This window comes from Massilia yuzhufengensis, assembly GCF_900112225.1.
Taxonomy (GTDB): domain Bacteria; phylum Pseudomonadota; class Gammaproteobacteria; order Burkholderiales; family Burkholderiaceae_D; genus Telluria; species Telluria yuzhufengensis.
This window is the reverse complement of the sequence record NZ_FOLD01000028.1, coordinates 1-24617: the sequence shown is the minus strand read 5'-3', so window position 1 is coordinate 24617 and position 24617 is coordinate 1. Positions and strand designations below refer to the sequence as shown.

The window sequence follows — 24617 nt, the reverse complement described above, 5'->3', positions numbered from 1 at the left end:
CTGCAATCCTGTCTATTTTTCTCTGGAGAATGTCGTGCCCGCCATCCTAAACTATGTGCTGCATCTTGCGACGGCAATTGCGCTGGTGTTGGCATTTTTTGTGGTGTACACGCGGGTCACGCCCTACGACGAGATCCTGCTGATCCGCCAGGGGAACTGCGCGGCCGCCGTCTCGCTGGGCGGCACCCTGCTCGGCTTCTCGGTCACCATCGCCTCGGCGCTGATGCATACCGACGACTACTATGAATTCTGTGGCTGGGCGGGCCTGGCCATGCTGATCCAGGTGCTGGTGTTCGTGGTCGCCACCCGCATGCTGCGCATGTCGAAGGACCAGATCGAAGCGAACAACGTCGGCTTCGGCATCCTGCTGGGCGCCATTTCGCTATCGATCGGCCTGGTCAACGCCGGCAGCATCTCCTGACTCCCACGCTTATTCACGTCGCATAGAAGAGGAACCCATCATGTCTCTCGGCTCATTCATCAAGAAGCAGTTTCTCGACGTCCTCCAGTGGAATGAAGAAGGCGAAGGCCTGCTCGCCTGGCGCCACCCGATGGAAGACTTCGAAATCCAGAACGGCGCCACGCTGGTGGTGCGCGAGTCGCAGGTGGCCGTGTTCGTGGACGAAGGCCGCGTGGCCGACGTGTTCGGCCCCGGCACGCACCGTCTCACCACTTCCACCTTGCCGGTGCTGACCAACCTGAAGAACTGGGACAAGCTGTTCGCCTCGCCCTTCAAGTCGGACGTGTACTTCTTCTCCACCCGCGTGCAGACCGGCCGCAAGTGGGGCACGCCGCAGCCGGTGACGATCCGCGACAAGGACTTCGACATGATCCGGGTGCGCGCCTTCGGCATGTACTCCTACCGCATCGCCGACCCGCGCCTGTTCTTCACCGAGATCAGCGGCACCCGCGCGTCCTACTCGCGCGATGAAGTCGAAGACCAGCTGCGCGGCCTGATGCTGGCCACCATGGCCAACTCGCTGGGCGCGTCAAAAATCGCTTTCCTCGACATGGCGGCCAACCAGACCCTGATGGCCCAGCAGATCCGCGGCGACCTGGCCACCGCCTTTGCCCGCTACGGCATCGGCCTGGACGAATTCAACGTCGCCAGCGTCAGCCTGCCGGAAGAACTGCAATCGGCGCTGGACGAGCGCATTTCGGCCGGCATGAAGGCCAGCCTGGGCGCCGACAAGATGGGCGGCTTCACCCAGTTCCAGGTGGCCAGCAGCATTCCGCTGGCGGCCCAGAACGAAGGCGGCCTGGCCGGCATCGGCGCCGGCGCGGGCGCCGGCATCGCCATCGGCCAGGCCATGGCGCAAGGGATGACCGGGGCTTTCGCCCAGCCGCAGCCGGCCGCCGTGCCGGTGGGTTCGGAATCGATCGAAGACCGCCTCGGTAAACTCAAGGGCCTGCTCGACAAGGGCCTGATCTCGCAGGGCGACTACGACAGCACCAAGGCCGAGCTGCTCAAGAAGCTGATCGGCTAGGCCGCGCCCGATGCAGAACGTCTCCTGCCCTTCCTGCGGCGCACCGATCGGGTTCCGCTCGCACGCCTCCGTCCTGGCGGTGTGCGAGTTCTGCCGCGCCACGGTGGTGAAGGAGGCTGGCGCGGTGCGCGACCTCGGCAAGATGTCCGATGTGCTGGAGGATTACTCGCGCATCCAGCTCGGCACCTCGGGAATGCTGGCGGGCCGCAGCTTCACCGTGGTGGGCCGCATCCAGCTGCGCTACGAGGCAGGCATGTGGAACGAGTGGTACCTGCTGTTCGACGACGGGACGGACGGCTGGCTGGGCGAAGCGTCCGGCCAGTACACCTTGACCACCAAGCGCGAACTGGCGCCCGGCTGGCCGGCGTTCGACGACGTCAAGGTGACGCGCGAATACGACATCGGCTTCGGCCCCTATGCGGCCGCCGACAAGCGCGTCGCCACCTGCACCGGCGGCCAGGGCGAGCTGCCGTTCCGGGTCGGCGAAGGCTGGGAGGCGCGCGTGGCCGACTTCCGGCGCGGGCCCAGCTTCGCTACCCTCGATTATTCCGACGGCACCCCGCCCCAGCTTTTCGCCGGCAATGCGGTGACCCTGGAAGCGATGAAGTGCCAGCTGCTGCGCGACGACGAGCAGATCAAGGCCAGCGCCGGCAAGTACCGCGGCAAGGTCGATCTGCTGCAGTGCCCTTCCTGCGGATCGTCGATCCGCTACATTCCCGGCCTGGCCGCCAACTGCATCTGCCCGTCGTGCTCGACCCGGCTGGACGCCTCGTCGCCCAAGGCCGAGGTGCTGCGCAAGGGCGAAGACCAGGAGCGCGTGCCTTTCACCTTGAGCCTGGGCGCGATCGCGACCATCGGCGCGCACGACTACCGCGTGCTGGGGGTGATGCGGCGCGAGGACAACGAAGGCGAGGCCTGGAGCGAATACCTGCTGTACTCGACCCAGGGCCCGTTCTTCTGGCTGGTGGAAACCGATGAAGGCTGGTCGCGCTCGGACGTGATGGACGACTGGCCCACGCCGCCGTTGCCGGCCATGAATGCGGTGAAGGTGGACGGCGTGGAATACCGGCGCACCTGGGTCTACCAGGCGCGTGTGCTGTACGCGGCCGGCGCCTTCAACTGGCGCGTGGCGGCGGGCGACGTGGTCGATGTCGCCGAATTCGAGCATGGCCAGAACAGCCTGGCGGCCGAGCACACCGTGGAAGAACTGACCTGGTCGCGCTCCACCCCGGTGGCCGCCGACCAGATACGCGCCTGGTTCAAGCTGGCCGCGCCCGCGCCGAAAGCGACGAAGGGGCCGATGAGCGGCCGCGACATCGCCTGGAAGACGCTGCTCTGGATCGTCGGCCTGAACTTCATCCCGCTCATCTTCAACTTTGGCGCGACCGTGGCCTGGTTGCTGGTCGGTGTGCTGGCGCTGTTCCTGCCGCTGATGCTGGCCCCCGACAAATGAACAGGCACGCATGAGAACCAAATTCCTTTTGTACGCGATCGTGGTCGCGCTGGTCACCACCGTCATCTGCTGGGTCAGCATGGCCTCGTCCACCCGCACCGGTGGCGGCAACAGCTGGCGCAGCCACAGTTATGGCAGCGGTGGCGGCTATTCGGGCGGAAGCCACAAGTGAGCCACCCTCACCGCCCCGCCGGCATCCACCTGCTGGCCGACCTGGCCGGCATCGATGCCGCCCTGCTCACCGACCCGCAGTCAATCGATGCGCTGCTGCGCGCAGCCGCGCAGGCCGCCGGCGCGTGCATCCTGCACAGCCACTTCCACGCCTTCGGCCCCGGCATGGGCGTGACCGGCGTGCTGCTGCTGGCCGAATCGCACATCTCGATCCACACCTGGCCGGAGCACGGCTTCGCCGCCGCCGACATCTTCATGTGCGGGCAGGCGCAGCCGCAGCGCGCGCTCGACGTCATCGATGCGGCATTGCAGCCAGGCTCGCGCTCGGTCAAGACCATCGCACGCGGCCAGCTATAATCGCTGGCTTGTCCCGACTACCTCGCAGGAACAGCATGACCCAACCAGGCACTCCTTCTCCAGCGCTGCCGAAGGCGCTCGGCCACATCCGCGTGCTCGACCTGTCGCGCGTGCTCGCGGGCCCGTGGTGCTCGCAGAACCTGGCCGACCTCGGCGCGGACGTGATCAAGATCGAACGTCCCGGCAACGGCGACGACACGCGCGCCTGGGGCCCGCCCTACGCCAAGGACGCGGAAGGCCGCGACACCAGCGAAGCGGCCTACTACCTGTCGGCCAACCGCGGCAAGCGTTCGGTCACGGTGGACATCGCCAGCAGCGAAGGCCAGGCCCTGCTGCGCGAGCTGGTACGTTACTGCGACGTGGTGCTGGAGAACTTCAAGGTAGGCCACCTGAAGCGCTATGGCCTCGACTACGATACCCTCAAGGCTATCAAGCCCGACCTGGTCTACTGCTCGATCACCGGCTTCGGCCAGGACGGCCCCTACGCCCACCGCGCCGGCTACGACTTCCTGATCCAGGGCATGGGCGGCCTGATGTCGGTCACCGGCGAGCGCGACGACCTGCCCGGCGGCGGCCCGCAAAAGGCCGGCGTGGCGCTGACCGACCTGATGACCGGCATGTACGCCACCGTGGCGGTACTGGCCGCGCTGACCCACCGCGACCGCAGCGGCGAGGGCCAGCACATCGACATGGCGCTGCTCGACACGCAAGTGGCGATGCTGGCCAATATGGGCAGCAACTACCTCAACAGCGGAAAGCCGCCCAAGCGCTGGGGCAATGCGCACGCCAACATCGTGCCCTACCAGACCTTCGCCTGCGCGGACGGCCACATCATCGTCGCCACCGGCAACGACGGCCAGTACCAGAAGTTCGTCGAAGCCGGTGGCCGGCCGGGACTGGGCAGCGACCCGCGCTTTGCCACCAACCCGCTGCGCGTGCAGAACCGCGATGTTCTCGTGCCCCTGCTGGCGGAGATGGTGAAGGAACGCGGGCGCGACGCCTGGATCGACTTGCTGGAAGCCGTGGGCGTGCCCTGCGGGCCGATCAACGACATCGGCGACGTGTTCGCCAACCCGCAGGTGCAGGCGCGCGACGTGGCGTTTGAATTGCCGCACCCGACGGCCGGCAAGGTCAAGCTGGTGCGCAACCCGATCCGGATGTCGGTGACGCCGGCTACCAGCGACAAGGCGCCGCCCCTGCTGGGCCAGCACACCGACGAAGTGCTGGGCGATGTGCTGGGCCTGGACGAAGCGGAGATTGCCGCCTTGCGCGGTAAAGGTATCGTTTGATTCACGCAGGGTGGGCGGCTACGCTGCCCACCCTACGAAGCCCGCCTGAATCAGTGCAACTGGTGCTTGAGGTCCGACAGCACGTCATGCACCCGCGTCACCACCGACGCCACCTGCGGCGATGGCTGGGCGCTGCGGCACAGACGCTTGGCGTCGTCGCCCATTTCCTCCAGTTTATCGATGCACTCGACCATGCGCGACTGGTCGTTCGACTGCATCACGCGCTGGGCGTTTGGCATTTCCCGGGCGATTTTCTGGATGCAGTCGCGGATCTCGCTGGGCGCCCCCTGGTCGTTCCGGGTGACCTCTTCGGCCTGGTTGATCGTTTGTTGGATCTGGCTGAAGCGTTGCTGGATTTCGGCAGTTTGCAGCATGATGATCTCCTGAAAGTATCGCGGTGACCCGCCTGATTCATTAACTTTAGTCCTCTCAGCGGCGATATCAAGTCCGCAATTGTGCAGTGCGCGCGGCAAACAAGGGGCAGGCCCGATGCACCGGGCCGAACTATCCGCTGCGGTCGTGATCCAGCTCAAATGCAAGCGTGCACAAAGTGCGTTCCCGGGCGGGATTGCGCGGGACTGGCCCCAAGCAGACTCACTACAATTCTTGGAGACAACCCGCTTCCCTCCCAGGCCCCGCCATGCACGCTTCCCTACCCGCGCTCTCCCACCTGGCCATCCGCTGCGCCTGCGCCACGCTCCTGCTCGGCATGGCGTCGCCCTGCCAGGCCACCACCGCAAGCGAGGTGGTCAACACCCTGTTGACCTCGCGTTTCCTGGAACGCGAGCGCTGCGACCACCTGGGCCTGGTCAGCGTGCAGTTGCTCCAGAATCTCAACCAGGGAGTCGGCGTGAACCAGCGCCCCGCGCTCTCGCGCGGGCAGGTACGCGAGATCGCGACGCGCTACGTCGAAATCAATGCCCAGCTGTGCGATGCGGTCACTGCCGTGTATGCCGGGCAGGATGCCTGGGCCCGCAGCTACGGCAAGCTGCTGGGATCCAGCCTGTCGGGAAACGGCTGGGACCGTTTCCTGGCCGACAAGCACGCGCTGCGCTGGGCGGAGATCAGCGCGCGCTTCCGCACCGAACTCATCACGCTCAACGGCGCCATCAACCTCGCGGTGGCATTGCGCCCGGATGCCTTCAACCCGGACACCAGGCGCCTGCGCGACCTGCACCTGCCCGCCACGCGCAAGCTGCTGCAGGACATTCGCCGGGTGTCGCTGACCGACGAGGAGGCCAAGGTGCGCTTCGCGCTGGCGACCCTCGACGAGCAGCCGGCGTTTCGCGAGATGATCCCGGCCCGCCTGGACATCAACCAACTTGCGGCGATCGAGGCGAAGACACGCCAGATCGGCCTGCATTTCCTGGACAAGTACGACGTCTACCTCGACGACCTGTACAACCCCAGGACCCGCATGCAGCTGCTCACGGTCGAGAACCACGAGCACGGACCGAAGCTCGCCGCCACGGTGCGCACCGCGACGACGCAACTCAAGGCGCTGGCGTCGAAGTATCGCTAGTGCTCGAACCCGGCTACACTGGCGCCCATGCTCAGAACAACAAGCCTGATGCTGGGGTGGCGCTCGCTGTGGGAACTGCGCCCGAACTATCCGGCTCCCCTTTTCACGCGCCTGCTGGCCGCCACGCTGATCGCGATCGCGCTGGCCCTGGGCTTGATGTCCTTCGTCGCCATCTTCGGGCGGGTCGACCGGCCCGGCTGGTGGTGGGCCTCGCTGCTGCCCAACATCGGCATCTGCCTGTGCATCGTGCACACCCTGTTCGCCGTGCTGCGCCTGGCCGAACGCTTCCTGCCGGCGCGGCTGGTGGAGCGCATGTCGAATGTGCGCGACATGCGCGCCGGAATGGCGCTCAGTGCGCTGGCCCTGGGCGCCATCATCCTCGGCATGACGATCGGCTTCACCATCGTCCCGATCCTGGTCGGCTTCGACCTGGGCGGCATGTTCATCTCGCTGCCCGCCGCGCTCACCAAGTTCGCCGTATTCCTGCTGTTCGTCATGGGCTGCAACTGGGCCTGGTGGCGCTCGCGCCTGCGCCAGCAGCAGTTGCAGCACGAGGCGCTGGAAGCGCGCCTGCGCCTGCTGCAGGGCCAGATCGAGCCGCACCTGCTGTTCAATACGCTGGCCAATGTCCAGAGCCTGATGGATTACGACCCGCCGCGCGCCAAGCGCATGCTCGAGACCTTCTCAAGCTACCTGCGCGCCGGCCTGACCCAGCTGCGCCAGACCGACAGCACGCTGGAGGCCGAACTGGAGATGGTGCACAGCTACCTGGCGCTGCTGCAGATCCGCATGGAAGAGCGGCTGTGCTTCCGCATCGAGGCCGGCGTGGAGGCGCGCGCGGCGCGGATGCCGCCGCTGATGCTGCAGCCGCTGGTGGAAAACGCCATCCACCACGGGCTCGAACCCAAGCTCGACGGCGGCACCGTGGTGGTCAGCGCAACCCTGCACGACGGCCGCCTCGAGATACGTGTGAGCGACGACGGCATCGGCCTGGACAAGCCGGGCCGGCGCCTGCGTCCCGGCGCCGGCATGGCGCTGGCCAATCTGCGCGCGCGCCTGCAGGCCCAGTTCGGCGCCTCGGCCAGCCTGGAACTGCGGGCTCGCACCGAAGGGACCGAAGCGGTGCTCATGCTGCCCTGGCTCGGCGGCCCGGCTGCGCCGCTCCTGAAGGAAGCGGCATGACGCGCGCGCTGATCGCCGACGACGAGCCGCACCTGGCCCAGTACCTGCGCGACCAGCTGCTGGCCTTGTGGCCGGGGCTGGAAGTGGTGCATATGGCGCGCAACGGGGTCGACGCCGCCGCCCGCATCGCCGAGCTGGAGCCGGACCTGGCCTTCCTCGACATCCAGATGCCGGGCCTGTCGGGACTGGAAGTGGCGCAGGGCATCGAGGGCGATACCCGGGTGGTCTTCGTCACCGCCTTCGACGAGTTCGCGCTGCAGGCCTTCGAGCATGCGGCGCTCGACTACGTGCTCAAGCCGGTCAGCACCGAGCGGCTGGCGCGCACCGTGGCGCGCCTGCGCGCGGCGCCCGGCGCACCGAACGGCCCAGGCATGGCGCAGGCCCTGCGCCAGCTGGCGCCCGCGCCGCCGCAGCAGCCACGCCTGCGCTACATCCTCGCGGCCCAGGGCGAGCGCGCGCGCCACCTCGATGTCGCCGATGTGCGCTTCTTCCAGGCCGACGACAAGTACACGGTGGTGGCCAGCATCCATGGCGAATACCTGATCCGCACCACCATCACCGACCTGGCCGCGCAGCTCGATCCCGAGCTGTTCTGGCAGGTGCACCGCTCCACCGTGATCAACCTGGCCTGGCTGGAAGGCACAAGGCGCGATGACGCCAGCCGGCTGTTCCTGCGCATGCGCGGGCACGATGCCGAGCTGCCGGTGAGCCGGGCCTTCGTCCACCTGTTCCGGGCGATGTAGCCCACGGCGCAGGCTTGCCGCTCGTCGCGCCGGCTGTCGATCCATCGCAAAGCGGATGCGTCGGAGCCTCCTGGGCGGCGATGCTGGTGTTTTCTTCCACGGAGACACCGATGTCCAAGCCTGCCCTGTTCCTGTCCGTCCTTTTGCTGGCCTGCCTGGGGAACGCCGTCGCCGCGCCCGCGACGGTCGTCGAATCCATCGACGGGCGCCAGGTCGAATCGCTGACGATCCGCCATCCCGCGTCAAAAGACGTGGTGGTGTTCGAGGGCGGCTCGCGCAATACGATCGACAAATGGGGCAGCGTGCCGCAGCAGCTTGGCCAGGAAGCGACGGTGTTCGCCTACCACCGTCCCGGCTATGGCAACAGCGAGGCCGCCGCCACGCCGCGCGACGGCCGCACCATCGTCGAAGAACTGCGGCGCGTGCTGCGCCACAAGAACCTGCAGCCGCCGTATGTGCTGGTCGGGCACTCGCTCGGCGGCCTGTACATGCAGCTGTTCGCGCGCGCCTATCCGGCCGAAGTAAAAGCGCTGGTGCTGGTGGACGCGATGTATCCGCGCATGGTCAAGCGGGTCGAGGACTTCCCATGGACCTCGCGCCTGGCCGGGCAGCTGGCGTTTTCCCGCACGGTCTGGCGCGAAATCGAAAAGATCGACGAAACCGGCGACATGGTGCTGGCGCTGGGCGGCATCGACCACATGCCGATCGTGCGGCTGGTGAACCGGCCGACCTCCAGCACGGCGATCCCGGTCGATTTCGGCGCCTTCAGGATGGACAACGCGACGCGCGACCTGGTGCGCGGCCTGTACCCAAAGGCCCGCACCGTGGTCGCCGACTCCAGCCACCAGATGGCGCTCACCTCGCCCGAGATCGTCACCGCCGCCATTGTGCAGGCGATCCAGGCTGCGGCAGGGCCGGCCACCGCCGCGCGCTGACCCGGCCTGCCGCGCCGCCCCTTCATGCCTCTGGACGCCAGCTGCGACTGTCTGTATAAGTTGCATCTCGTACATATTCAACAACATGAAGGGGAATCTCTTGGACCGACTGCATCGTTCGACTTCGCGCATTGCCCTGTTCTGCCTGGCGGCAACGGCCTGCTCCGGCGCCCTGGCGGCCGACGTCATCATCACCGCCGACCGCCTGCTCGACGTACGCGCCGGCCGCATGATCCCGAACCCGGAAATCCTGGTGCGCGACGGCAAGGTAGTGAGCATCAAGCCCGGTGCGCGCGCCGCCGCCGCCGGCGACGGCGCCACCCGCATCGCCCTGCCCGGCATGACCCTGGTGCCCGGCCTGATCGACATGCACGTCCACCTCGATTCCGACCCTACCTACGGCGGCTACACGGGCCTCGAATACAACGACCGCTTCTGGTCGGCGCTGAGCGTGGTCCACGCCGGCAAGACCCTGGACGCCGGCTTCACCACGGTGCGCAACCTGGGCGCCTCGGACTGGAACGACGTGGGCCTGGGCCAGGCCATCGCGGCCGGCAAGGTGCGCGGTCCGCGCATCGTCCCGGCCGCATGGTCGTTCGGGCCCACCGGCAGCCACTGCGACAGCACCTACTTCCCGCCGTCGATGGACGAAAAGAACCCGTACAACGCCGACAGTCCGGACGAAGTGCGCAAGTCGATCCGCGCCCTGCGCAAGTACGGCGCCCAGGTCATCAAGATCTGCGCCACCGGCGGCGTGTTCTCGCGCAACACGGAACCCGGCCAGCAGCAGATGAACCTGGCCGAGATGCGCGCCGCCGTCGACGAGGCCCACCAGTGGGGCCTGCAGGTGGCGGCCCACGCCCATGGCGCGGCCGGCATCAAGGACGCGATCCGGGCCGGCGTCAACACCATCGAGCACGCCAGCCTGATCGACGACGAAGGCATTGCGCTTGCCAAGAAACATGGCGCCTGGCTGTCGATGGACATCTATAACGGCGACTACACCGCCGCCGAGGGCAAGAAGAACGGCGTGCTGGAAGATAACCTGCGCAAGGACCGCGAAGTGACCGACCTCCAGCGCCAGAATTTCAGGAAGGCGCATGCGGCCGGCGTGAAAATGGTGTTCGGCACCGACGCCGGCGTGCATCCGCACGGCGGCAACGGCAAGCAGTTCGCGGTGATGGTCAAGTATGGCATGACGCCGCTGCAGGCGATCCAGGCCGCCACCATCAACGCGTCCGAAGCGCTGGCGCGCAAGGATGTCGGCGTGGTCGAGGCGGGCCGCTTTGCCGACATGGTGGCGGTCAAGGGCGACCCCACCGTCGACGTCACGTTGCTGGAAGCGCCGGCGGTGGTGATCCAGGGCGGCAGCGTGGTCAAGGGCAGCGCTCCCTGACGCAAGCCCTGGCCGGATACCTGCCCGCATCACGGGCCGGGCGTCCGGCCCGCACCCCTCCCTATCCCTGCGAAAAAGTTGTTGACACGGCCAGGTTCGCTGCTACTATAGCGACACTCGATATGTCGTCACTCGATATACCGGGCAACGACATACAACGGGAGCGATCGTGGACCTCAATTTTTCGAAATACCTGCCCCTGTCGGAATCGACCTTCTACGTGCTGGCCGCGCTGCGCGAACCGCTGCACGGCTACGCGCTCATGCAGAAAGTGGAAGCGATGAGCGAGGGCAGCATCGCGATTGGGCCGGGCACCCTGTACGGCGCGTTTTCCACCCTGGAGAAACAGGGCCTGATCGAGAAGGTAAGCGAGATCGAGCGGCGCAAGACCTACGGCCTGACGGACAAGGGCCGCGCGGTGCTGGCCGAGCAGGTGCGGCGGCTCGCCATCATGGTACGCAACGGGCAGTTCGCACTATCACATTTCAGCAAGGGAGAAGCAGCGTGAGCAAGACGGTGACGACTTTCAAGTTTTTCTGGGCCCACGAGGACGAACAGCAGGAGGCGTGGCTGCGCGCGATGGCGCGGCAAGGGCTGCACCTGCTCGATGTGAACCCGCTGTGCTTCTGGACTTTCCGCCGCGGCGAGCCGGCCGACACCATCTACCGCATCGACTACCCCGGCGCCAGCCAGGATCCGTCCTTCCAGCAGCTGATGCAGGACGCCGGCTGGTCGCTGGCCGCGACGACGGTGGGCTGGCACTACTGGCGCACCCAGGCCGTGCAAGGCAAGGCGCCGGAACTGTTCACCGACAACGCGTCCAAGGCCAAGAAATTCAAGGACCGCCTGGCCATGCTGGTGGCCAGCTGCCTGCCGCTGTTCGTCATGGTCGTCATCACCGACAAGCAGCTGGTGCGGGAGCAGCTGTCCCTGCCCTTCCTGGTGCCGCTGTGCGTGGTGCTGGCGCTGTACGTGCTGATCGTGCCGTACACGGTGGTGAAGCTGATGGCGCGGATCCGGCAGCTGGGCGGGCCCATCGCTGCGTAGGGTGTTCGGCTACGCCGAACGCGCGTCCAGCCAGTGCCTGTTCTCCCGCTGCGCCAGCCGGAGTCGAACGCGCGGTCGGCGGAGCCGCCTTTCGTGGCCCGGACCACCCTACGAAGAGATCGGCGCCAGCGAGCGCAGGCGCAGCGCGATGGCCATCGCCAGCGCCAGCAGGGCGCCAAGCACGGCCACCACGCCCGGCCAGGCCCAGTGCTCCCACACATACCCGGTGAACCACCCGACCACGCTGGAGCCCAGGTAGTAGCAGAACAGGTAGATGCCCGAAGCCAGCGCCTGCGGCGCTCTAGCGCGCCGACCGACCCAGCTGCTGGCCACCGAATGCGAGGCGAAGAAGCCGAAGGTGGCCAGGCCCGTGCCCAGCACCACCGCCGGCACCGAATCGTGCAGCGTCACCAGGAGCCCGGCGAGCATCACGCCCAGCACCAGCCACAGCACGTTGCGCCGGCCCAGGCGGTCGGCCAGCTTGCCGGCCCACATCGCGCTGAAGATGCCGAGCAGGTAGAGCAGCGACACCGTCCCCACCGCGCTCTGGCTCAGGCCGAACGGCGCGCCCAGCAGGCGGTAGCTGATGTAGTTGTACAGGCTCACGAAGCAGCCCATCAGCAGGAAGGACAGCACGAACAGCCAGGGCAGGCCAGCGTCTGCCAGGTGGGTGCGCAAGCCGGCGCGCAAGCCCGGCCCGGGTGCGCTCTCCCTGCCCGCGTGGCGCGAGGGCGGCAGGCTGCGCGCGAATTCCCAGGCCGCGTACAGCCCCGCCACGCCCAGCACCCCGACCGCCACCCGCCACGAGGAATAATCGCTGATCACCGACGACAGCACCCGCCCGCTCATGCCGCCGAACGCGCTGCCGCTGATGTACATGCCCATCGACAGGCCAAGCGAAGACCCTTCGATCTCGTCGCTGAGATAGGCCATGGCCACGGCCGGCAGGCCGCCCAGCACCAGGCCAAGCAGCACGCGCAGGCCCACCAGCTGGGTGTAGTCGGCCGCGAAGGCGCAGCCCAGCGTGAGCAGCGCGCCGCCAAGCATCGAGGCCGTCATGATCTGCTTGCGGCCGATGCGCTCGGCCAGGAAGCCGGATGCGAGCAGCGCCACCGCCAGGGTGGCGGTGGACACCGACAGCGCCAGGCTGCTTTGTGCGGGAGTGAGGGAAAAATCGCGCGCCAGCAGCGGCATCAGCGGCTGGACGCAGTAGAGCAGCGCAAAGACGGAGAAGCCGCCGAAGGCCATGGCGCGGTTGATGCGGCGGAAGGCTGGGCTTCCCGCTGCGATCGGACCGCGCGTGTTCATGGCAGCGCCGTCACGGGTAGTCGGCTTCGAGTTCGGAGCCGGCGTAGTTTTCCAGCTCGGCGAACAGCTGCTTCATGGTGGCCTTGGTCTTGAACAGCTGCAGCACCGTGCAGTGCGCGCGGTAGGTGGCGATGCGCTCGGCGATGACTGCCTGGTGCGCCACCGGAATGCGCGTGAGCAGTTCGGCCCAGCCGGCCTCGAAATCGGGCTTGTTCTTGCGCACCGATTTCACCAGGCGCTCGAACTCCTTCTGCCCGGTGCGCGCGGTGACGCGCGCGCCGCCCTCCACCGCGAAGATGATCGCCAGCGCGATCACGCCTTCGGCGTTCAGGTCCGGGTCGTTGATCGGGCCTTCGTAGTGATGCCGGCGCAGCCACTGGGCCGCGCGCACGATTGCCTGCACCTGGTGGCGCTGCTTGAGCTGGCCCTGGTAGCGCTCGTAGCCGGTCCAGGTTTCCCCGGGGTCGGCCGTGCACAGGTCGACGAACAGTTCCTTCAGGCGGCGCTGGGCGTAGATCGGGTCGGTGTCGTATTCGCCCACCAGGCTGTCCTCGGGCATGGCAGAGAGTTCGCGCACCAGCCGGAAGCCGGCCTGGAACACGGCTTCTGCGCCATCCTCGACCAGCACGTCGAGCGCGTCGAGGTCGTCTTCGCTTTCCACCAGCTGCTCCAGGCCCAGCGACACACCGCCCACGGCCAGCAGCATGGCGCGCTGGATGCCTTCGGCGGTGCGGTCGTTGGTGAACTTCTCGGCCACCATCGCGGTAATGCCGGACAGCTCGTCCGCCAGCCCCAGCGCTTCATCGGGCGTGGCTTCGGCCGGCAGCAGCTTGATCACGCGCACCAGGCGCGGCAGCTTCTCGATGACGATGGCGGGCAGCATGGATCCTGGCGCCCCGCTCACGAGAAGATGTCCGTGCCCAGGCTCCTGCGGGTGCTGCGGCGTGGCGAGCTGCGCACCGACGGCACCTGCTTGCGCAGACGGTACAGCAGTTCGCGCGTGCTGCGCTGCATGAAGGGCGATTCTTCGTCCGGGTCGTCCGGCAGCTCGACGTCGGCCATTTCGGCGCTGTGGCGGAATTCCGGGAACAGTTCGAGCAGCGAACGCTCCCAGCCGTCTTCGCTGGCCTTGGCCAGGTCGACCGCCAGCGGCGCGATGTCGCTGTCGCCGCTGGTCTGGGCCGTGACGTAGCGGCCCTTGCTCAGGATTTCGCCGGCCAGTTCCAGGATTTCCTTCGGGGCCAGCGACCACATGATGGCGAACACGGTCGCGCCGTGGTCGGTGGCCGCGGCTTCGAGCAGCAGTTCGTGCCGACGGTCTTCGTCGTCGTTGGCATACACGATGCCGTGCACGTGGTTGAACAGGTTCTCGGCGATGCGCTCGGGATCGTCCTCGATCATGTTGTCCGGCCAGGTGGCGGCGATGTAGGCCAGGCTGTCGGCCCAGGCCTTCGGCGGCACCAGGAGGGTCGCGATCGAGGTCTTGCCGCCGTCGAAGCCGGCCAGGTGCAGCGCGGTCACTTGCGGCGGCAGGGTCGACAGGACTTCGGCCACGGCGTAGTCGCCGTGCTCGTCGGCGGCCTGCGAGAACGCTTCCTCGGCGTGGTCGAGCGAGCCGGCCAGCACCAGTTCGCTGACCTGGCGGGTCAGCGCGGGCAACATGGATGGGTTGTCGCTAGTGCTTTCATCGCTCATTCGCGCTCTCCCTCGCCATCGAACAGCTGGGTGAAGTCGTCGGTGGCGGCCGAGTCTTCCAGGTCGTCGTCATCGCCCTCGTCGCCTTCGGCCAGGCGGTCGAAGTCGCGGTCCTCGTCTTCCCAGCGCGCCTGGTTCTTGTACAGGAAGGCCGTGATGATGGCCTGGCGCGCCAGTTCCGGGTAGTTGGCGGTCATGGCCGCATACATGGCGCCGCCCTGCTCGCCGTCGCATTCGGCCATCGCGAATACGCGCGCAGGGTCGCTGCCTTCATAGTCCGCCGCTTCGCGCAGCAGGCCCTTCGGATCCTTGAACTTGATACAGTCAACGAGTGCGAAGGCCATCAGGTTGACGTCATCCAGGCCCGAGCCGCTGGCGTATTCGGAGACCAGCGCGCCGACCATCATGTTGTAGTTCTTCTTGTTGGGCGGGTCGCCCAGCGTGCCCTCGATCTGCCCGTCCAGCTCGCGCGACTGGAACGAGAATTCGGGATGTACGTTTTTCATGGTGTGCCTTGTTGATTCGTGTGCGTAATGGAGGCGCCGGCGGGGCGGGCCGGATTGCGGCTCAGACCTGCAGGTTGACGCCGTTCAGGGCGAACAGCGAGCGCCACAGCTCGAAGGCTTCGGCCTCGGCATCGAGCACGATGCGGTGGTTGACGCTCTGGTTGTAGTCGGCCCGCTTGACGGGATCGGACAGGATCTCGTAGGCCTTGCTGACGGCCTTGAAGCGCGCCTCGGCGCCCGGCGCCTGGTTGCGGTCCGGGTGGTAGCGCATGGCCAGCGAGCGATAGACTTTCTTGATCTCGTCGTCGCCGGCATTGGGGGCGACGCCGAGGATCGCGTATAAATTTTCCAACTGGAACTCTCCCCGCAACAGCCGCAAGACGGCAAAAACGAGATTATCCTATAGAAAACGATACCGTGGCGTGACCGGCCGGCGCGCAGGCCTGCCGGCAGCGCGTTTCAGTGCTGCAGGGGCTTGGCCGGCGCCGGTTTGGCGGGACGGGCCGGCGGCGGCGGCGGCATGCCGGCGACAGCCAGCAGCCAGGCGCGCACCAGCTCCGGATGCGTGGCGAGGGTTTTCATGGGTGAACCTTGCAGGTGGACCGAATGAGCCCAAGTATGCTGCGGCCTGACCCGCCTCACCGTGCGTTCCGCCACATAGGAGGCCGCCTTGGCGTCGGTACGGTAAAATGTCCGCCACTTCCCTCTATTCAATTCCTTTTTCATGAGCAACGAAAAGAAGAATAACCCGGCAACGGGCAATGCCCCGTCGTCGAATTTCCTCCGGGCCATTATCGACAACGACCTTGCGGCCGGCACCCACGCCCGCGAAGGCATGCCGCAAGTCATCACGCGCTTCCCGCCTGAGCCTAACGGCTACCTGCACGTGGGCCACGCCAAATCGATCTGCCTGAACTTCGGCCTGGCGCGCGATTACGCCGGCCGCTGCCACCTGCGCTTCGACGACACCAATCCGGAGAAGGAAGACCAGGAATACGTCGACACCATCATGGACAGCGTGAAATGGCTCGGCTTCTCGTGGAACCAGGGCGGCGAGGAATTCCTGCACTACGCGAGCGACTACTTCGACAAGCTCTACGAGATGGCCGAGTACCTGATCCGCGAAGGCAAGGCCTATGTGGACAGCCAGAGCGCCGAAGAGATGCAGAAGAACCGCGGCAACTTCGGCACGCCAGGCACCAACTCGCCCTTCCGCAACCGCCCGGTGGACGAGTCGCTGCAGCTGTTCCGCGACATGAAGGCCGGCAAGTTCAAGGACGGCGAACACATCCTGCGCGCCAAGATGAGCGAAGACGCGATGGCCTCGCCCAACATGACCAACCGCGACCCGGCGCTGTACCGCATCCGCCACGCGCACCACCACCGCACGGGCGACGACTGGTGCATCTACCCGATGTACGACTACACGCACCCGATCTCGGATGCGCTCGAGTCGATCACCCATTCGATCTGCACGCTCGAATTCCAGGACCACCGCCCGATGTACGACTGGCTGGTGGAGACCCTGGCCGACGGCGGCTTCTTCCCGCGCCCGGTGCCGCGCCAGTACGAGATGGCGCGCCTCAACCTCACCTACGTCGTGACCTCCAAGCGTAAGCTGCGCCAGCTGGTCGACGAAGGCGTGGTCACGGGCTGGGACGACCCGCGCATGCCCACCATCGTCGGCCTGCGCCGGCGCGGCTACACGCCCGAATCGATCCAGCTGTTCTGCGAGCGCATCGGCGTGTCGAAAGCCGACGGCTGGATCGACATGAGCACCCTGGAAGGCGCGCTGCGCGACGACCTCGATCCGAAGGCGCCGCGCGCCATCGCCGTGCTGCGTCCGTTGAAACTCATCGTCGACAACTTCCCCGAAGGCGAGTCGGTCGAATGCACGTCGCCGGTCCACCCGCACCACCCGGAGATGGGCGTGCGCAGCTTCCCGTTCACGCGCGAGCTGTGGATCGAGCAGGAAGACTTCATGGAAGTGCCGACCAAGGGCTACCACCGCTTCACCCCGCCCGTCGGCGACCAGCCGGGCGCGCGCGTGCGCCTGAAGTATGGCTTCGTGGTGGAATGCACCGGCTTCGACAAGGATGCGGACGGCAAGGTGACGGCCGTGCACGTGAAGTATTTCGAGGATTCGAAATCGGGTACGCCGGGGGCGGATAACTACAAGGTCAAGGGCAACATCACCTGGGTCAGCGCCGCCACGGCGCTCGAGGCCGAGGTGCGCCTGTATGACCGCTTGTTTACCGACCCGCAGCCGGATGCCGGCGGCAAGGACTTCAAGGCCGCGCTCAATCCGAATGCGCTCGAGACCATCACGGCTTACCTGGAGCCGGGCATGGTCCAGGCGGTGGCGGACCAGCGCTTCCAGTTCGAACGGCACGGGTATTTCGTGGCCGATCGCGTGGAGTCGAAACCGGGCAAGCCGGTGTTCAACCGGGTGACGACGCTGAAGGATAGTTGGGCGAAGTAGATCCCCGTGTGGCTGGATGGGGGGGGTAACGGTGTTCGCAAAACTTGGGGGGGACAATGCCACTGGCATTGTCCCCCCCCAATTTAGCCCCCCTCCCCGAAACGTTTCCACCCCGTCCACTTCGTTGCACATTTGGTAAACCTATCGATCCTGATAGGTACTTGGTTCGCTAAAGACGCTTACGGTAAGCATGTTTGTCGCATTATCACGACGCACGCTTGCTATTGAGGTTCTGGACCATGTCTTCCCGCCGCCCACCCGCCCATATGGTTGCGTTGCCCACGACGCTGCTGACCGGGGCGCTGCTGTCCGTGACGATCGGCATCGGGCTCTACCTCGCGACGGCCGAGGCCATCGAAAGCGATACCAAGACCCGGTTCCGCGCCATGGCGCGGGCCGCCCAGTACACCATCGACGCGCGCATCAAGAGCTATTCCGACGTGCTGCGGGGCGCGGCCGGGCTGTTTCGCGTGCATCCGGACGCCAGCGCCGACGATTTCCGCCACTACGTCGAGCAGCTCGATACGCGCCGCAACTTCCCAGGTATCGAGGTGATGAATTACGCGCGCACCGTCGGCCCGCATGAGCTGGCGGCGGTGGATGCCGAGCTGCGGCGGCGCCTGCGCCAGCACGGCGTGCCCGAGCCAAGCGAGCGCCTGCGCCCGGTGCCGGGGCGCGACAGCTACACCATCATCACCTACATGGAACCGGCCACGCCGCAGACGCTCGACAAGCTGGACCTGGACCTGGAAGCACGCAGCTACGCGCGCCGCACGGCGGGCGAAGCGCGCGACAACAACACCATCGCCGCTTCCGGCATCCGGGTCAGCATGCTGCCCGGCCCCAACCAGAACGGGCTGGCGATGCGCCTGCCGGTGTACCGCAGCGGCCTGCCGATCCGCACCGTGGCCGAGCGCCGCGCGGCCTATGTGGGTTCGGCCGGCATCGGCTTCGGCGTGACCAAGCTGGTGAGCGGCGTGCTCGACGAATTCCCGGTCAAGGGCGTGCGCCTGGTGCTCAACGACCTCACCGAGGTGCCGGCCGAGCCGGGCCAGGCCCGCACCAGCGCCATCCTCTACGACAGCCATGCGACGGTGAAGACGCCGTTCCCGCCGCCGGTGGCCGATCCCGCCAACCTGCTGCAGGCCAGCCTGCCGATCGAATTCAACCAGCGCCAGTGGCGCGCCGATTTCAGTATCGCCAAGCCGGCGCTGTACACGCGCTTCGACCTGTATTACCCGTGGATGGCCGCGCTGGCGGGCACCCTGAGCACCGCGCTGCTGTATGCGCTGTTCCAGACCATGGCCTCGTCGCGCCGCAGCGCGCTGCGCATCGCCGAGGACATGACGCGCGAGCTGCGCTCCAGCCAGGCCAAGCTGCAGGCCACCAACGAGAAGCTGCGCCAGCTGGCCGCGCATGCGGAACAGATCAAGGAAGGCGAACGCAAGCGCATCGCGCGCGAGATCCACGACGACCTCGCGCAGAACCTGCTGGCGCTGAAGATCGAAGCCGAGATCCTGTCCAGCCGCACGCGCGGGAAGCACGGCCGCCTGCACGAGCGCGCCGCCGCGACGGTACGCCAGATCGACACCACGATCCGCAGCGTGCGCCAGATCATCAACGACCTGCGGCCGAACGTGCTGGACCTTGGGCTGAACGCGGCGGTGGACTGGCAGGTGGCCGATTTCGAGCGCCGCACCGGCATCGCCTGCGAACTGGTCGAGGACGAAGCCGAGCACCACCTCGACGACCACTGCGCGACCGCGCTGTTCCGCATCCTGCAGGAGTCGCTCAACAACGTGGCGCGGCATGCGCGCGCGAGCAAGGTGCGCATCGACCTGCACCAGCATGCCGACATGCTGACGATGACGATCCGCGACAACGGCATGGGCATGCAGCCGGGCAGCCGCTACCGCAACGGCTCCTTCGGTTTGGTCGGGATCGAGGAGCGCGTCAACATCCTCGGCGGCAGCTTCTCGATCAGCAGCGGGCCCGATACCGGCACCACCATTGTCGTCACGATTCCCATGAATGAACACGCGCCCGGCGCCTCCGCAAACGAAGCGCGCGACCGCGATTATGCGCTGTCCGCAATGGCTTGAGATGGCGCAAAAGACCTTGATGCCAAGCTCGTTGTCGCGTTTCAGCACAGCAGTTTGTTGCTTGACAGAACTCAACATTCAGCCTGACCGCACGCAGGACAATTGTTATCACTGGCACCGGTCAAGACGCTGTCCTTGGCTTTCCATTAACGCATATCGAACACTCAGGAGGATGCTGACTGACCGTTTTAGCGCTTCAAAACCAGGGATAAAAAAGCTGCCCAACTACACGTATCAAACAAAAGGTGATCACCATGTCGACTATCGAATTCTCAGCATTTGAAGCACTTGATCTCGCCCCGATCAAAATGAAACTGATGCATGTTGAATCCGGCGAGGGCTGGTCCGCAATGCGGGCCGACGCAGTGGAAACGGAGTACCGCCGCTTCCTGTTCCTGATGAAAAAATATCCAGACGCGGGGGCATCGCCGAGCGTCGATGTCGACACGTTCTGGCACTACCACATCCTGGACACGATGAAGTACGCACGCGACTGCGAAGCCGCATTCGGCTACTTCCTGCACCACTATCCGTATGTCGGCATCGGCGAAGGCGCCGACGAAGGCGACCATGAGAGCGGTGGCGAGCGCATGCGCGCCATCTACGAAGCCGAATTCGGCGCCGCCGCCGGCGCGCAGGCGGCATGGTGCACCTCGCCGGGCAAGCCGGAAGCCGCCAGCGCATGGTGCACGTCGCCGGGCAAGCCACTCGACGCCGCATGGTGCACCTCGCCAGGCAAGCCGGTCGCCGCCAGCGCATGGTGCACGTCGCCCGGCAAGCCACTCGACGCCGCATGGTGCACCTCGCCAGGCAAACAGATGCAGGGCAGTGCATGGTGCACCTCGCCAGGCAGGAAGGTCGATAGCGCCGCATGGTGCACGTCGCCGGGCAAGCCACGCGACGCGGCCAACGCTGCCACTGCATGGTGCACCTCGCCTGGCAAACCCGTGGCCAGCGAGTGCGCAGCAACGGGCAAGGACGTGGCGCACGCCGCCTGATCCTTCTTGCTTCGACGGCCGGTATGGCGACGCGTGCCATACCGGCCGTTTTTCATTCAGGCGACCAGGGCGTGGCGGCCGTCCTGCCTGACCATCAGCGCGCGCAGTTCGCCGATGCTGTACTCGCTCTCTTCATGCATGCGCAGCAGCAGCGTGGCGCCGATCGGCAGCGTGCTGTGACGGATCTTGCTGATCACGGGCGGCGCCACTTCCAACAAGCGCGACAGTGCCGCGTCGTTCTTCAGGCGGAGTTTGGCGATGATGGCGTCGAGGACGCGGTTCGGGTCGTATTCCGCCCCGGGCGGAAGTCGTCGGATAGGCATGTGAATCTTTCAGGATTGTTAATAATTTGTCACTTTCCGTGATCTTTCGCGAATTATTTGCATACAAAGCCAAATAGGCATCATTTGTATGGCATTTTTCGTCAGACGCGAAATGATACACATTTAAATTATTGTTTGCACAAGACCATCAGAGTCTGACCGTGTATACACCGACGCGCAGGCGCGCCAAGGCCGCCGGGCGCACTGGCGTTGTTGGAAACAGCAGGCAATACCGCCCCGGCTGCGCGGGACGGCGAACGAACGCTTACTTCTTCTTGATGGGGGCGGACCTGGCCATCGGGCTGGCCTGGTACAGGGTGCGGGCGTCGGCGTGGGCGCGTTCGACGGTGCGCATCTCGGGCTTCTCGTCGTGCGGCACGAAAAATTCCTTGTCCTGCGCGGCGACGACGAGCCGGATCGCGGCGGCGTCGGAGGCGCCGTATTTTTCGACGATCAGGGTGGTGACTTCGTCGAGGTATTCTTCATAGGTCATGCTCATGCTGGATTCTCCGCTCGCTGGTTCGTGCTGTGTGTGCCGGGCCGTGATTGTACGGTAGCCATGCGCGCGAGCGCCACCGCAACGTCAGGATAGCGCAGGCGCACCCGCAGTTCGCGTTTCAGGCGCGTGTTGTCGAGGCGGCGCGATTCGGACATGAAGGACAGCAGCGCCGGCGTCACCACCGCCTGCAGTTCGGCGCGCGGCAGGCGCGGCGGGCGCGCCATGCCGAAGGCGTCGGCCACCGCGTCGAAATAGTCGGCCATCTTCATGCGCGTGTCGTCCACCGCATGCACCACGCGTCCCGCGCGGCCGCGCAACAGCGCCGCCGCCACGATGCGCGCGAGGTCGTCGGCGTGGATGTGGTTGGTGTACACGTCGTCTTCCGCGCGCAGGGCCGGCGTGCCCAGCTCCAGGCGCTTCAATGGCAGCCGGTCGTTCGCATAGATGCCGGGCACGCGCAGGATGGCCAGGCGCGTGCCGGTCGCCCGCGCCCAGTCGCGCAGCCTGCGTTCGGCGTCGACCCGGCGCAGCGCGCGCGCATTGCGCGGCGCGACCGGGCGCGATTCGCGCACCAGGTCTCCGCCGCAGTCGCCATACACGCCGCTCGTGCTCACATAGACCAGGCGCCCTGCCCGGCCCAGCGCGCGCAGCAGGTGGCCGGTGCGCTGGTCCTGCTCGCCCTCGAGCTGGGGCGGCGCCAGGTGCACCACCCAGTCGGCCAGCCCCGCCAGGCGCCACAGGCTGGCCGGCTGGTCGAGGTCGGCCACGATGGGCACCGCGCCCAGCGCGCGCAGTTCGGCGCAGCGCTCCGGCTGGCTGGTAAGTGCAAAGACGCGGAAGCGCCCGGCCACCAGCGGCAGCAGGCGCAGGCCGACATCGCCGCAGCCGACGATGAGCAGGCGCGGACGATTAAATGGAGATGAAGTCGTGGTCACGGCAGGCATTGTATGCCAGCCGCGCGCGGCCTGCCGCTCAGGCCACGATCTCGTCGGCGGCGCGCGCGGCGGCGCAGGCCAGCATCGGCAGCGCCACCACCAGGCCGAGACCGAGCGGGATCGACGCCACCACCACCAGCACGAAGCCGAGCACCAGCACCGTCAGGAAGGCCAGCGGATTGCGCAGCGAGCCGACAACGCTCAGGCGCAGGGCCTGCACCACGCCGGCGCCCTTGTTCACCACCAGCGCAGGAGCCATCCAGATGGTCGAGACCAGCAGCGTGATGAGCACTTGCGCCGCGCCGAAGAAGTAGAACCAGCCAAGGCCGACCGGCGCCCCCGGGCGCACACCGGTGGAGAATCCGGCCACCGCGGCCAGCGCCACGACCCCCACCATGGCCACCGAGGCCATGCCGGCGACGACGGCCAGCGCCCACAGTGCCGGATTGCGCCAGGTGCCGCTGCCGGCCAGGAACACTTCGCCCCGGTCGCCCATGCGGCAGTAGGCGGCGGCGACGCCGAGGTAGATGATCGAGATGATCACGGAGATGAAGCCACCCTTGCTGCCCACGAGCAGCCACGAGACCAGCAGCAGCGTGATGCCGAGCACGGCCAGCGGCGCCATGTTGCGCCGAAAGTCGGCCCATCCGGACGCCAGCCATGCCAGGCCGCGGCCGGCCGGCACGCGGTGGATCGACAGCGCGTCGGGTGCCGGATCGGTGTTCAGTGTGTGGCTTGCTTGCATGGGGTCTGGCTCCTGGGGTGGCGTGCGAGGCGATGATATAGCAGTTTGCTGCGTCTTTTCGGGATGGACCGCATAAAACCCAGCGTGGATACGGGGGGCGTCGGCAGCCCCTGGCGCGGGCGCGTGTTCCGCATGCGCCGTGTAAAATAGCTGGAATTGTCACGGTGGAGGATATTCACACGTCGACACACGCCATTCGAGCCACACATCACCTGCCAGAATCCATTCATGACGTTCCAGATCACCGTCCAGCCAAGCGGCCACCAGTTCACCTGCGAGGCCGACGAAACCGTGTTGTCCGCCGCCATCCGCGCCGGCATCGGCCTGCCCTACGGCTGCAAGAACGGCGCCTGCGGCTCGTGCAAGGGCAAGGTGCTCGAAGGCTCGCTCGAGCACAAGGCGCACCAGCAGCGCGCGCTATCCGACATCGAGAAAACCCAGGGCATGTCGCTGTTCTGCTGCGCCGTGCCGCAGCAGGACCTGGTGATCGAAGCGCGCGAAGTGGGCGGCAGCTCGGAGTACCCGGTGCGCAAGATGCCGACCCGGGTCGCCGGCGTGCGCAAGGCCGCCGACGACGTCGCCGTCGTCACCCTGCAGCTGCCGGCCAACGAGGCGCTGGCCTACCGCGCCGGCCAGTACATCGAATTCCTGCTCAAGGACGGCAAGCGGCGCGCCTACAGCATCGCCTGCGCGCCCTCGTTCAGCGGCCCGCTCGAACTGCACATCCGCCACATGGCGGGCGGCCTGTTCACCGACCACGTGTTCGGCGCCATGAAGGAACGCGACATCCTGCGCTTCGAAGGCCCGCTCGGCACCTTCTTCCTGCGCGAGGAATCCAGTAAACCAATCGTGCTGCTGGCCTCGGGCACGGGTTTCGCGCCGGTGAAGGCGCTGGTCGAGCACCTGATGCACCTGAAGTCCACGCGTCCGGTACGCCTGTACTGGGGCGGCCGCCGCCCGCGGGACCTGTACATGGACGAACTGTGCCGCGCCTGGGAAACCACGCTGCCCGATTTCCAGTACATCCCGGTGGTGTCGGACGCGCTGCCGCAAGACGCCTGGCAGGGCCGCAGCGGCTACGTGCACGCCGCCGTCATGCAGGACTTGCCGGATCTGTCGGGCCACCAGGTGTATGCCTGCGGCGCGCCGGTCATGGTCGATTCGGCGCGGCGCGACTACGTGGCCCAGTGCGGCCTGCCGGAGGACGAATTCTTTGCCGACGCGTTTACGAGCGAAGCGGACCTGGCGCAGCCGTGATGCTGGCTTGGTAGGGTGGTCGGCTATGCCGACCGCGCGTTCAACGCACCTTCGCTCACATGCACCAAATTTCCTGCATGGGCTGGACGCGCGGTCGGCGAAGCCGACCACCCTGATATGTATTGACCCGTCAAGCGTTTCGTTCTTTTTCCTGCTTTTCGCTCGTTTGGGACGTGACCCGTCAG

General features: G+C 66.6%; 28 protein-coding genes. 17 read left to right on the top strand and 11 right to left on the bottom strand.

Annotated elements, in window-relative coordinates:
• Nucleotides 1-34: 34 nt before the first annotated feature.
• Genes BM031_RS19560 through BM031_RS19540 form a run of 6 tightly spaced genes read left to right on the top strand, consistent with a single transcriptional unit; the run spans nucleotide 35 to nucleotide 4757 of the window.
• Complete coding sequence (locus tag BM031_RS19560) at nucleotides 35-421, top strand: DUF350 domain-containing protein (protein WP_091876235.1); 387 nt, start codon at nucleotides 35-37, stop codon at nucleotides 419-421.
• A gap of 40 nt (nucleotides 422-461) precedes the next feature.
• A complete protein-coding gene (locus tag BM031_RS19555; RefSeq protein ID WP_091876234.1) occupies nucleotides 462-1487 on the top strand; it encodes an SPFH domain-containing protein in 1026 nt (341 codons plus the stop codon).
• Between the two features lie 10 nt (nucleotides 1488-1497).
• A complete protein-coding gene (locus BM031_RS19550) occupies nucleotides 1498-2940 on the top strand; it encodes a DUF4178 domain-containing protein (protein ID WP_091876233.1) in 1443 nt (480 codons plus the stop codon).
• Between the two features lie 10 nt (nucleotides 2941-2950).
• Nucleotides 2951-3112: a hypothetical protein gene (locus tag BM031_RS25620; RefSeq protein WP_177207825.1), complete on the top strand. Its 162-nt coding sequence runs from the start codon at nucleotides 2951-2953 to the stop codon at nucleotides 3110-3112.
• Entirely contained in the window at nucleotides 3109-3468 is a 360-nt protein-coding gene (gene speD, locus BM031_RS19545; protein ID WP_091876232.1) for an adenosylmethionine decarboxylase, read from the top strand. The genes BM031_RS25620 and speD overlap by 4 nt, the downstream gene beginning before the upstream one ends.
• 35 nt (nucleotides 3469-3503) lie before the next feature.
• Nucleotides 3504-4757, top strand: coding sequence for a CaiB/BaiF CoA transferase family protein (locus BM031_RS19540; RefSeq protein ID WP_091876231.1), 1254 nt, complete (start codon nucleotides 3504-3506; stop codon nucleotides 4755-4757).
• A gap of 50 nt (nucleotides 4758-4807) precedes the next feature.
• Here BM031_RS19540 and BM031_RS19535 read toward each other — a convergent pair whose 3' ends face one another.
• Entirely contained in the window at nucleotides 4808-5131 is a 324-nt protein-coding gene (locus tag BM031_RS19535; protein WP_091876230.1) for a hypothetical protein, read from the bottom strand.
• 266 nt (nucleotides 5132-5397) lie between these two features.
• On the opposite strand from BM031_RS19535, the gene BM031_RS19530 reads away from it, so the two are divergent.
• The 7 genes from BM031_RS19530 to BM031_RS19500 all read left to right on the top strand — a co-directional run bounded on the left by BM031_RS19530 (nucleotide 5398) and on the right by BM031_RS19500 (nucleotide 11582).
• Nucleotides 5398-6279 carry a hypothetical protein gene (locus tag BM031_RS19530; protein ID WP_091876229.1) on the top strand — a complete coding sequence of 294 codons (882 nt, stop codon included), beginning with the start codon at nucleotides 5398-5400 and terminating at the stop codon, nucleotides 6277-6279.
• Nucleotides 6280-6306: 27 nt separating this feature from the next.
• Entirely contained in the window at nucleotides 6307-7461 is a 1155-nt protein-coding gene (locus tag BM031_RS19525; RefSeq protein WP_091876228.1) for a sensor histidine kinase, read from the top strand.
• Complete coding sequence (locus BM031_RS19520; RefSeq protein ID WP_091876227.1) at nucleotides 7458-8204, top strand: LytR/AlgR family response regulator transcription factor; 747 nt, start codon at nucleotides 7458-7460, stop codon at nucleotides 8202-8204. Before BM031_RS19525 ends, BM031_RS19520 begins: the two co-directional genes overlap by 4 nt.
• Nucleotides 8205-8314: 110 nt before the next feature.
• Entirely contained in the window at nucleotides 8315-9139 is an 825-nt protein-coding gene (locus tag BM031_RS19515) for an alpha/beta fold hydrolase (RefSeq protein ID WP_091876226.1), read from the top strand.
• Between the two features lie 100 nt (nucleotides 9140-9239).
• Nucleotides 9240-10535, top strand: a complete 1296-nt coding sequence (locus BM031_RS19510; RefSeq protein WP_307187327.1) for a Xaa-Pro dipeptidase — start codon at nucleotides 9240-9242, stop codon at nucleotides 10533-10535.
• Between the two features lie 169 nt (nucleotides 10536-10704).
• Complete coding sequence (locus tag BM031_RS19505; protein ID WP_229409053.1) at nucleotides 10705-11043, top strand: PadR family transcriptional regulator; 339 nt, start codon at nucleotides 10705-10707, stop codon at nucleotides 11041-11043.
• Nucleotides 11040-11582: a DUF2812 domain-containing protein gene (locus BM031_RS19500; RefSeq protein ID WP_091876223.1), complete on the top strand. Its 543-nt coding sequence runs from the start codon at nucleotides 11040-11042 to the stop codon at nucleotides 11580-11582. Before BM031_RS19505 ends, BM031_RS19500 begins: the two co-directional genes overlap by 4 nt.
• Nucleotides 11583-11690: 108 nt before the next feature.
• Here the strand turns inward: BM031_RS19500 and BM031_RS19495 are convergent, their stop codons facing one another.
• The 6 genes from BM031_RS19495 to BM031_RS26255 all read right to left on the bottom strand — a co-directional run bounded on the left by BM031_RS19495 (nucleotide 11691) and on the right by BM031_RS26255 (nucleotide 15673).
• Entirely contained in the window at nucleotides 11691-12890 is a 1200-nt protein-coding gene (locus tag BM031_RS19495) for an MFS transporter (RefSeq protein WP_091876222.1), read from the bottom strand.
• A gap of 10 nt (nucleotides 12891-12900) precedes the next feature.
• Nucleotides 12901-13773 (bottom strand): hypothetical protein, encoded by an 873-nt coding sequence (locus tag BM031_RS19490; RefSeq protein WP_091876221.1) that lies wholly within the window; start codon nucleotides 13771-13773, stop codon nucleotides 12901-12903.
• Nucleotides 13774-13790: 17 nt separating this feature from the next.
• Nucleotides 13791-14585 (bottom strand): hypothetical protein, encoded by a 795-nt coding sequence (locus tag BM031_RS19485; protein WP_091876220.1) that lies wholly within the window; start codon nucleotides 14583-14585, stop codon nucleotides 13791-13793.
• Complete coding sequence (locus BM031_RS19480) at nucleotides 14582-15091, bottom strand: hypothetical protein (RefSeq protein ID WP_091876219.1); 510 nt, start codon at nucleotides 15089-15091, stop codon at nucleotides 14582-14584. The genes BM031_RS19485 and BM031_RS19480 overlap by 4 nt, the downstream gene beginning before the upstream one ends.
• Nucleotides 15092-15152: 61 nt before the next feature.
• Nucleotides 15153-15443, bottom strand: coding sequence for a DnaJ domain-containing protein (locus BM031_RS19475; RefSeq protein WP_091876218.1), 291 nt, complete (start codon nucleotides 15441-15443; stop codon nucleotides 15153-15155).
• A gap of 107 nt (nucleotides 15444-15550) precedes the next feature.
• The gene (locus tag BM031_RS26255; RefSeq protein WP_267873330.1) at nucleotides 15551-15673 is read right to left on the bottom strand and encodes a hypothetical protein; all 123 of its coding nucleotides are present in this window, start codon (nucleotides 15671-15673) and stop codon (nucleotides 15551-15553) included.
• A gap of 142 nt (nucleotides 15674-15815) precedes the next feature.
• On the opposite strand from BM031_RS26255, the gene BM031_RS19470 reads away from it, so the two are divergent.
• The 3 genes from BM031_RS19470 to BM031_RS19460 all read left to right on the top strand — a co-directional run bounded on the left by BM031_RS19470 (nucleotide 15816) and on the right by BM031_RS19460 (nucleotide 20673).
• Nucleotides 15816-17573, top strand: a complete 1758-nt coding sequence (locus BM031_RS19470) for a glutamine--tRNA ligase/YqeY domain fusion protein (protein ID WP_091876217.1) — start codon at nucleotides 15816-15818, stop codon at nucleotides 17571-17573.
• Nucleotides 17574-17812: 239 nt separating this feature from the next.
• Nucleotides 17813-19675 (top strand): sensor histidine kinase, encoded by a 1863-nt coding sequence (locus BM031_RS19465; protein ID WP_229409051.1) that lies wholly within the window; start codon nucleotides 17813-17815, stop codon nucleotides 19673-19675.
• Between the two features lie 317 nt (nucleotides 19676-19992).
• Nucleotides 19993-20673 carry a glycine-rich domain-containing protein gene (locus BM031_RS19460; protein WP_229409049.1) on the top strand — a complete coding sequence of 227 codons (681 nt, stop codon included), beginning with the start codon at nucleotides 19993-19995 and terminating at the stop codon, nucleotides 20671-20673.
• A 56-nt stretch (nucleotides 20674-20729) separates the two neighbouring features.
• Here BM031_RS19460 and BM031_RS19455 read toward each other — a convergent pair whose 3' ends face one another.
• The 4 genes from BM031_RS19455 to BM031_RS19440 all read right to left on the bottom strand — a co-directional run bounded on the left by BM031_RS19455 (nucleotide 20730) and on the right by BM031_RS19440 (nucleotide 23175).
• Complete coding sequence (locus BM031_RS19455; protein ID WP_091876216.1) at nucleotides 20730-20996, bottom strand: hypothetical protein; 267 nt, start codon at nucleotides 20994-20996, stop codon at nucleotides 20730-20732.
• 265 nt (nucleotides 20997-21261) lie between these two features.
• Nucleotides 21262-21489, bottom strand: a complete 228-nt coding sequence (locus tag BM031_RS19450) for a hypothetical protein (protein ID WP_091876215.1) — start codon at nucleotides 21487-21489, stop codon at nucleotides 21262-21264.
• 2 nt (nucleotides 21490-21491) lie between these two features.
• Nucleotides 21492-22439 (bottom strand): SDR family oxidoreductase, encoded by a 948-nt coding sequence (locus BM031_RS19445; RefSeq protein WP_091876214.1) that lies wholly within the window; start codon nucleotides 22437-22439, stop codon nucleotides 21492-21494.
• Nucleotides 22440-22467: 28 nt separating this feature from the next.
• The gene (locus BM031_RS19440; protein ID WP_091876213.1) at nucleotides 22468-23175 is read right to left on the bottom strand and encodes a DUF2189 domain-containing protein; all 708 of its coding nucleotides are present in this window, start codon (nucleotides 23173-23175) and stop codon (nucleotides 22468-22470) included.
• Nucleotides 23176-23403: 228 nt separating this feature from the next.
• On the opposite strand from BM031_RS19440, the gene BM031_RS19435 reads away from it, so the two are divergent.
• Nucleotides 23404-24432 carry a CDP-6-deoxy-delta-3,4-glucoseen reductase gene (locus BM031_RS19435; protein WP_091876212.1) on the top strand — a complete coding sequence of 343 codons (1029 nt, stop codon included), beginning with the start codon at nucleotides 23404-23406 and terminating at the stop codon, nucleotides 24430-24432.
• Nucleotides 24433-24617: the final 185 nt, after the last annotated feature.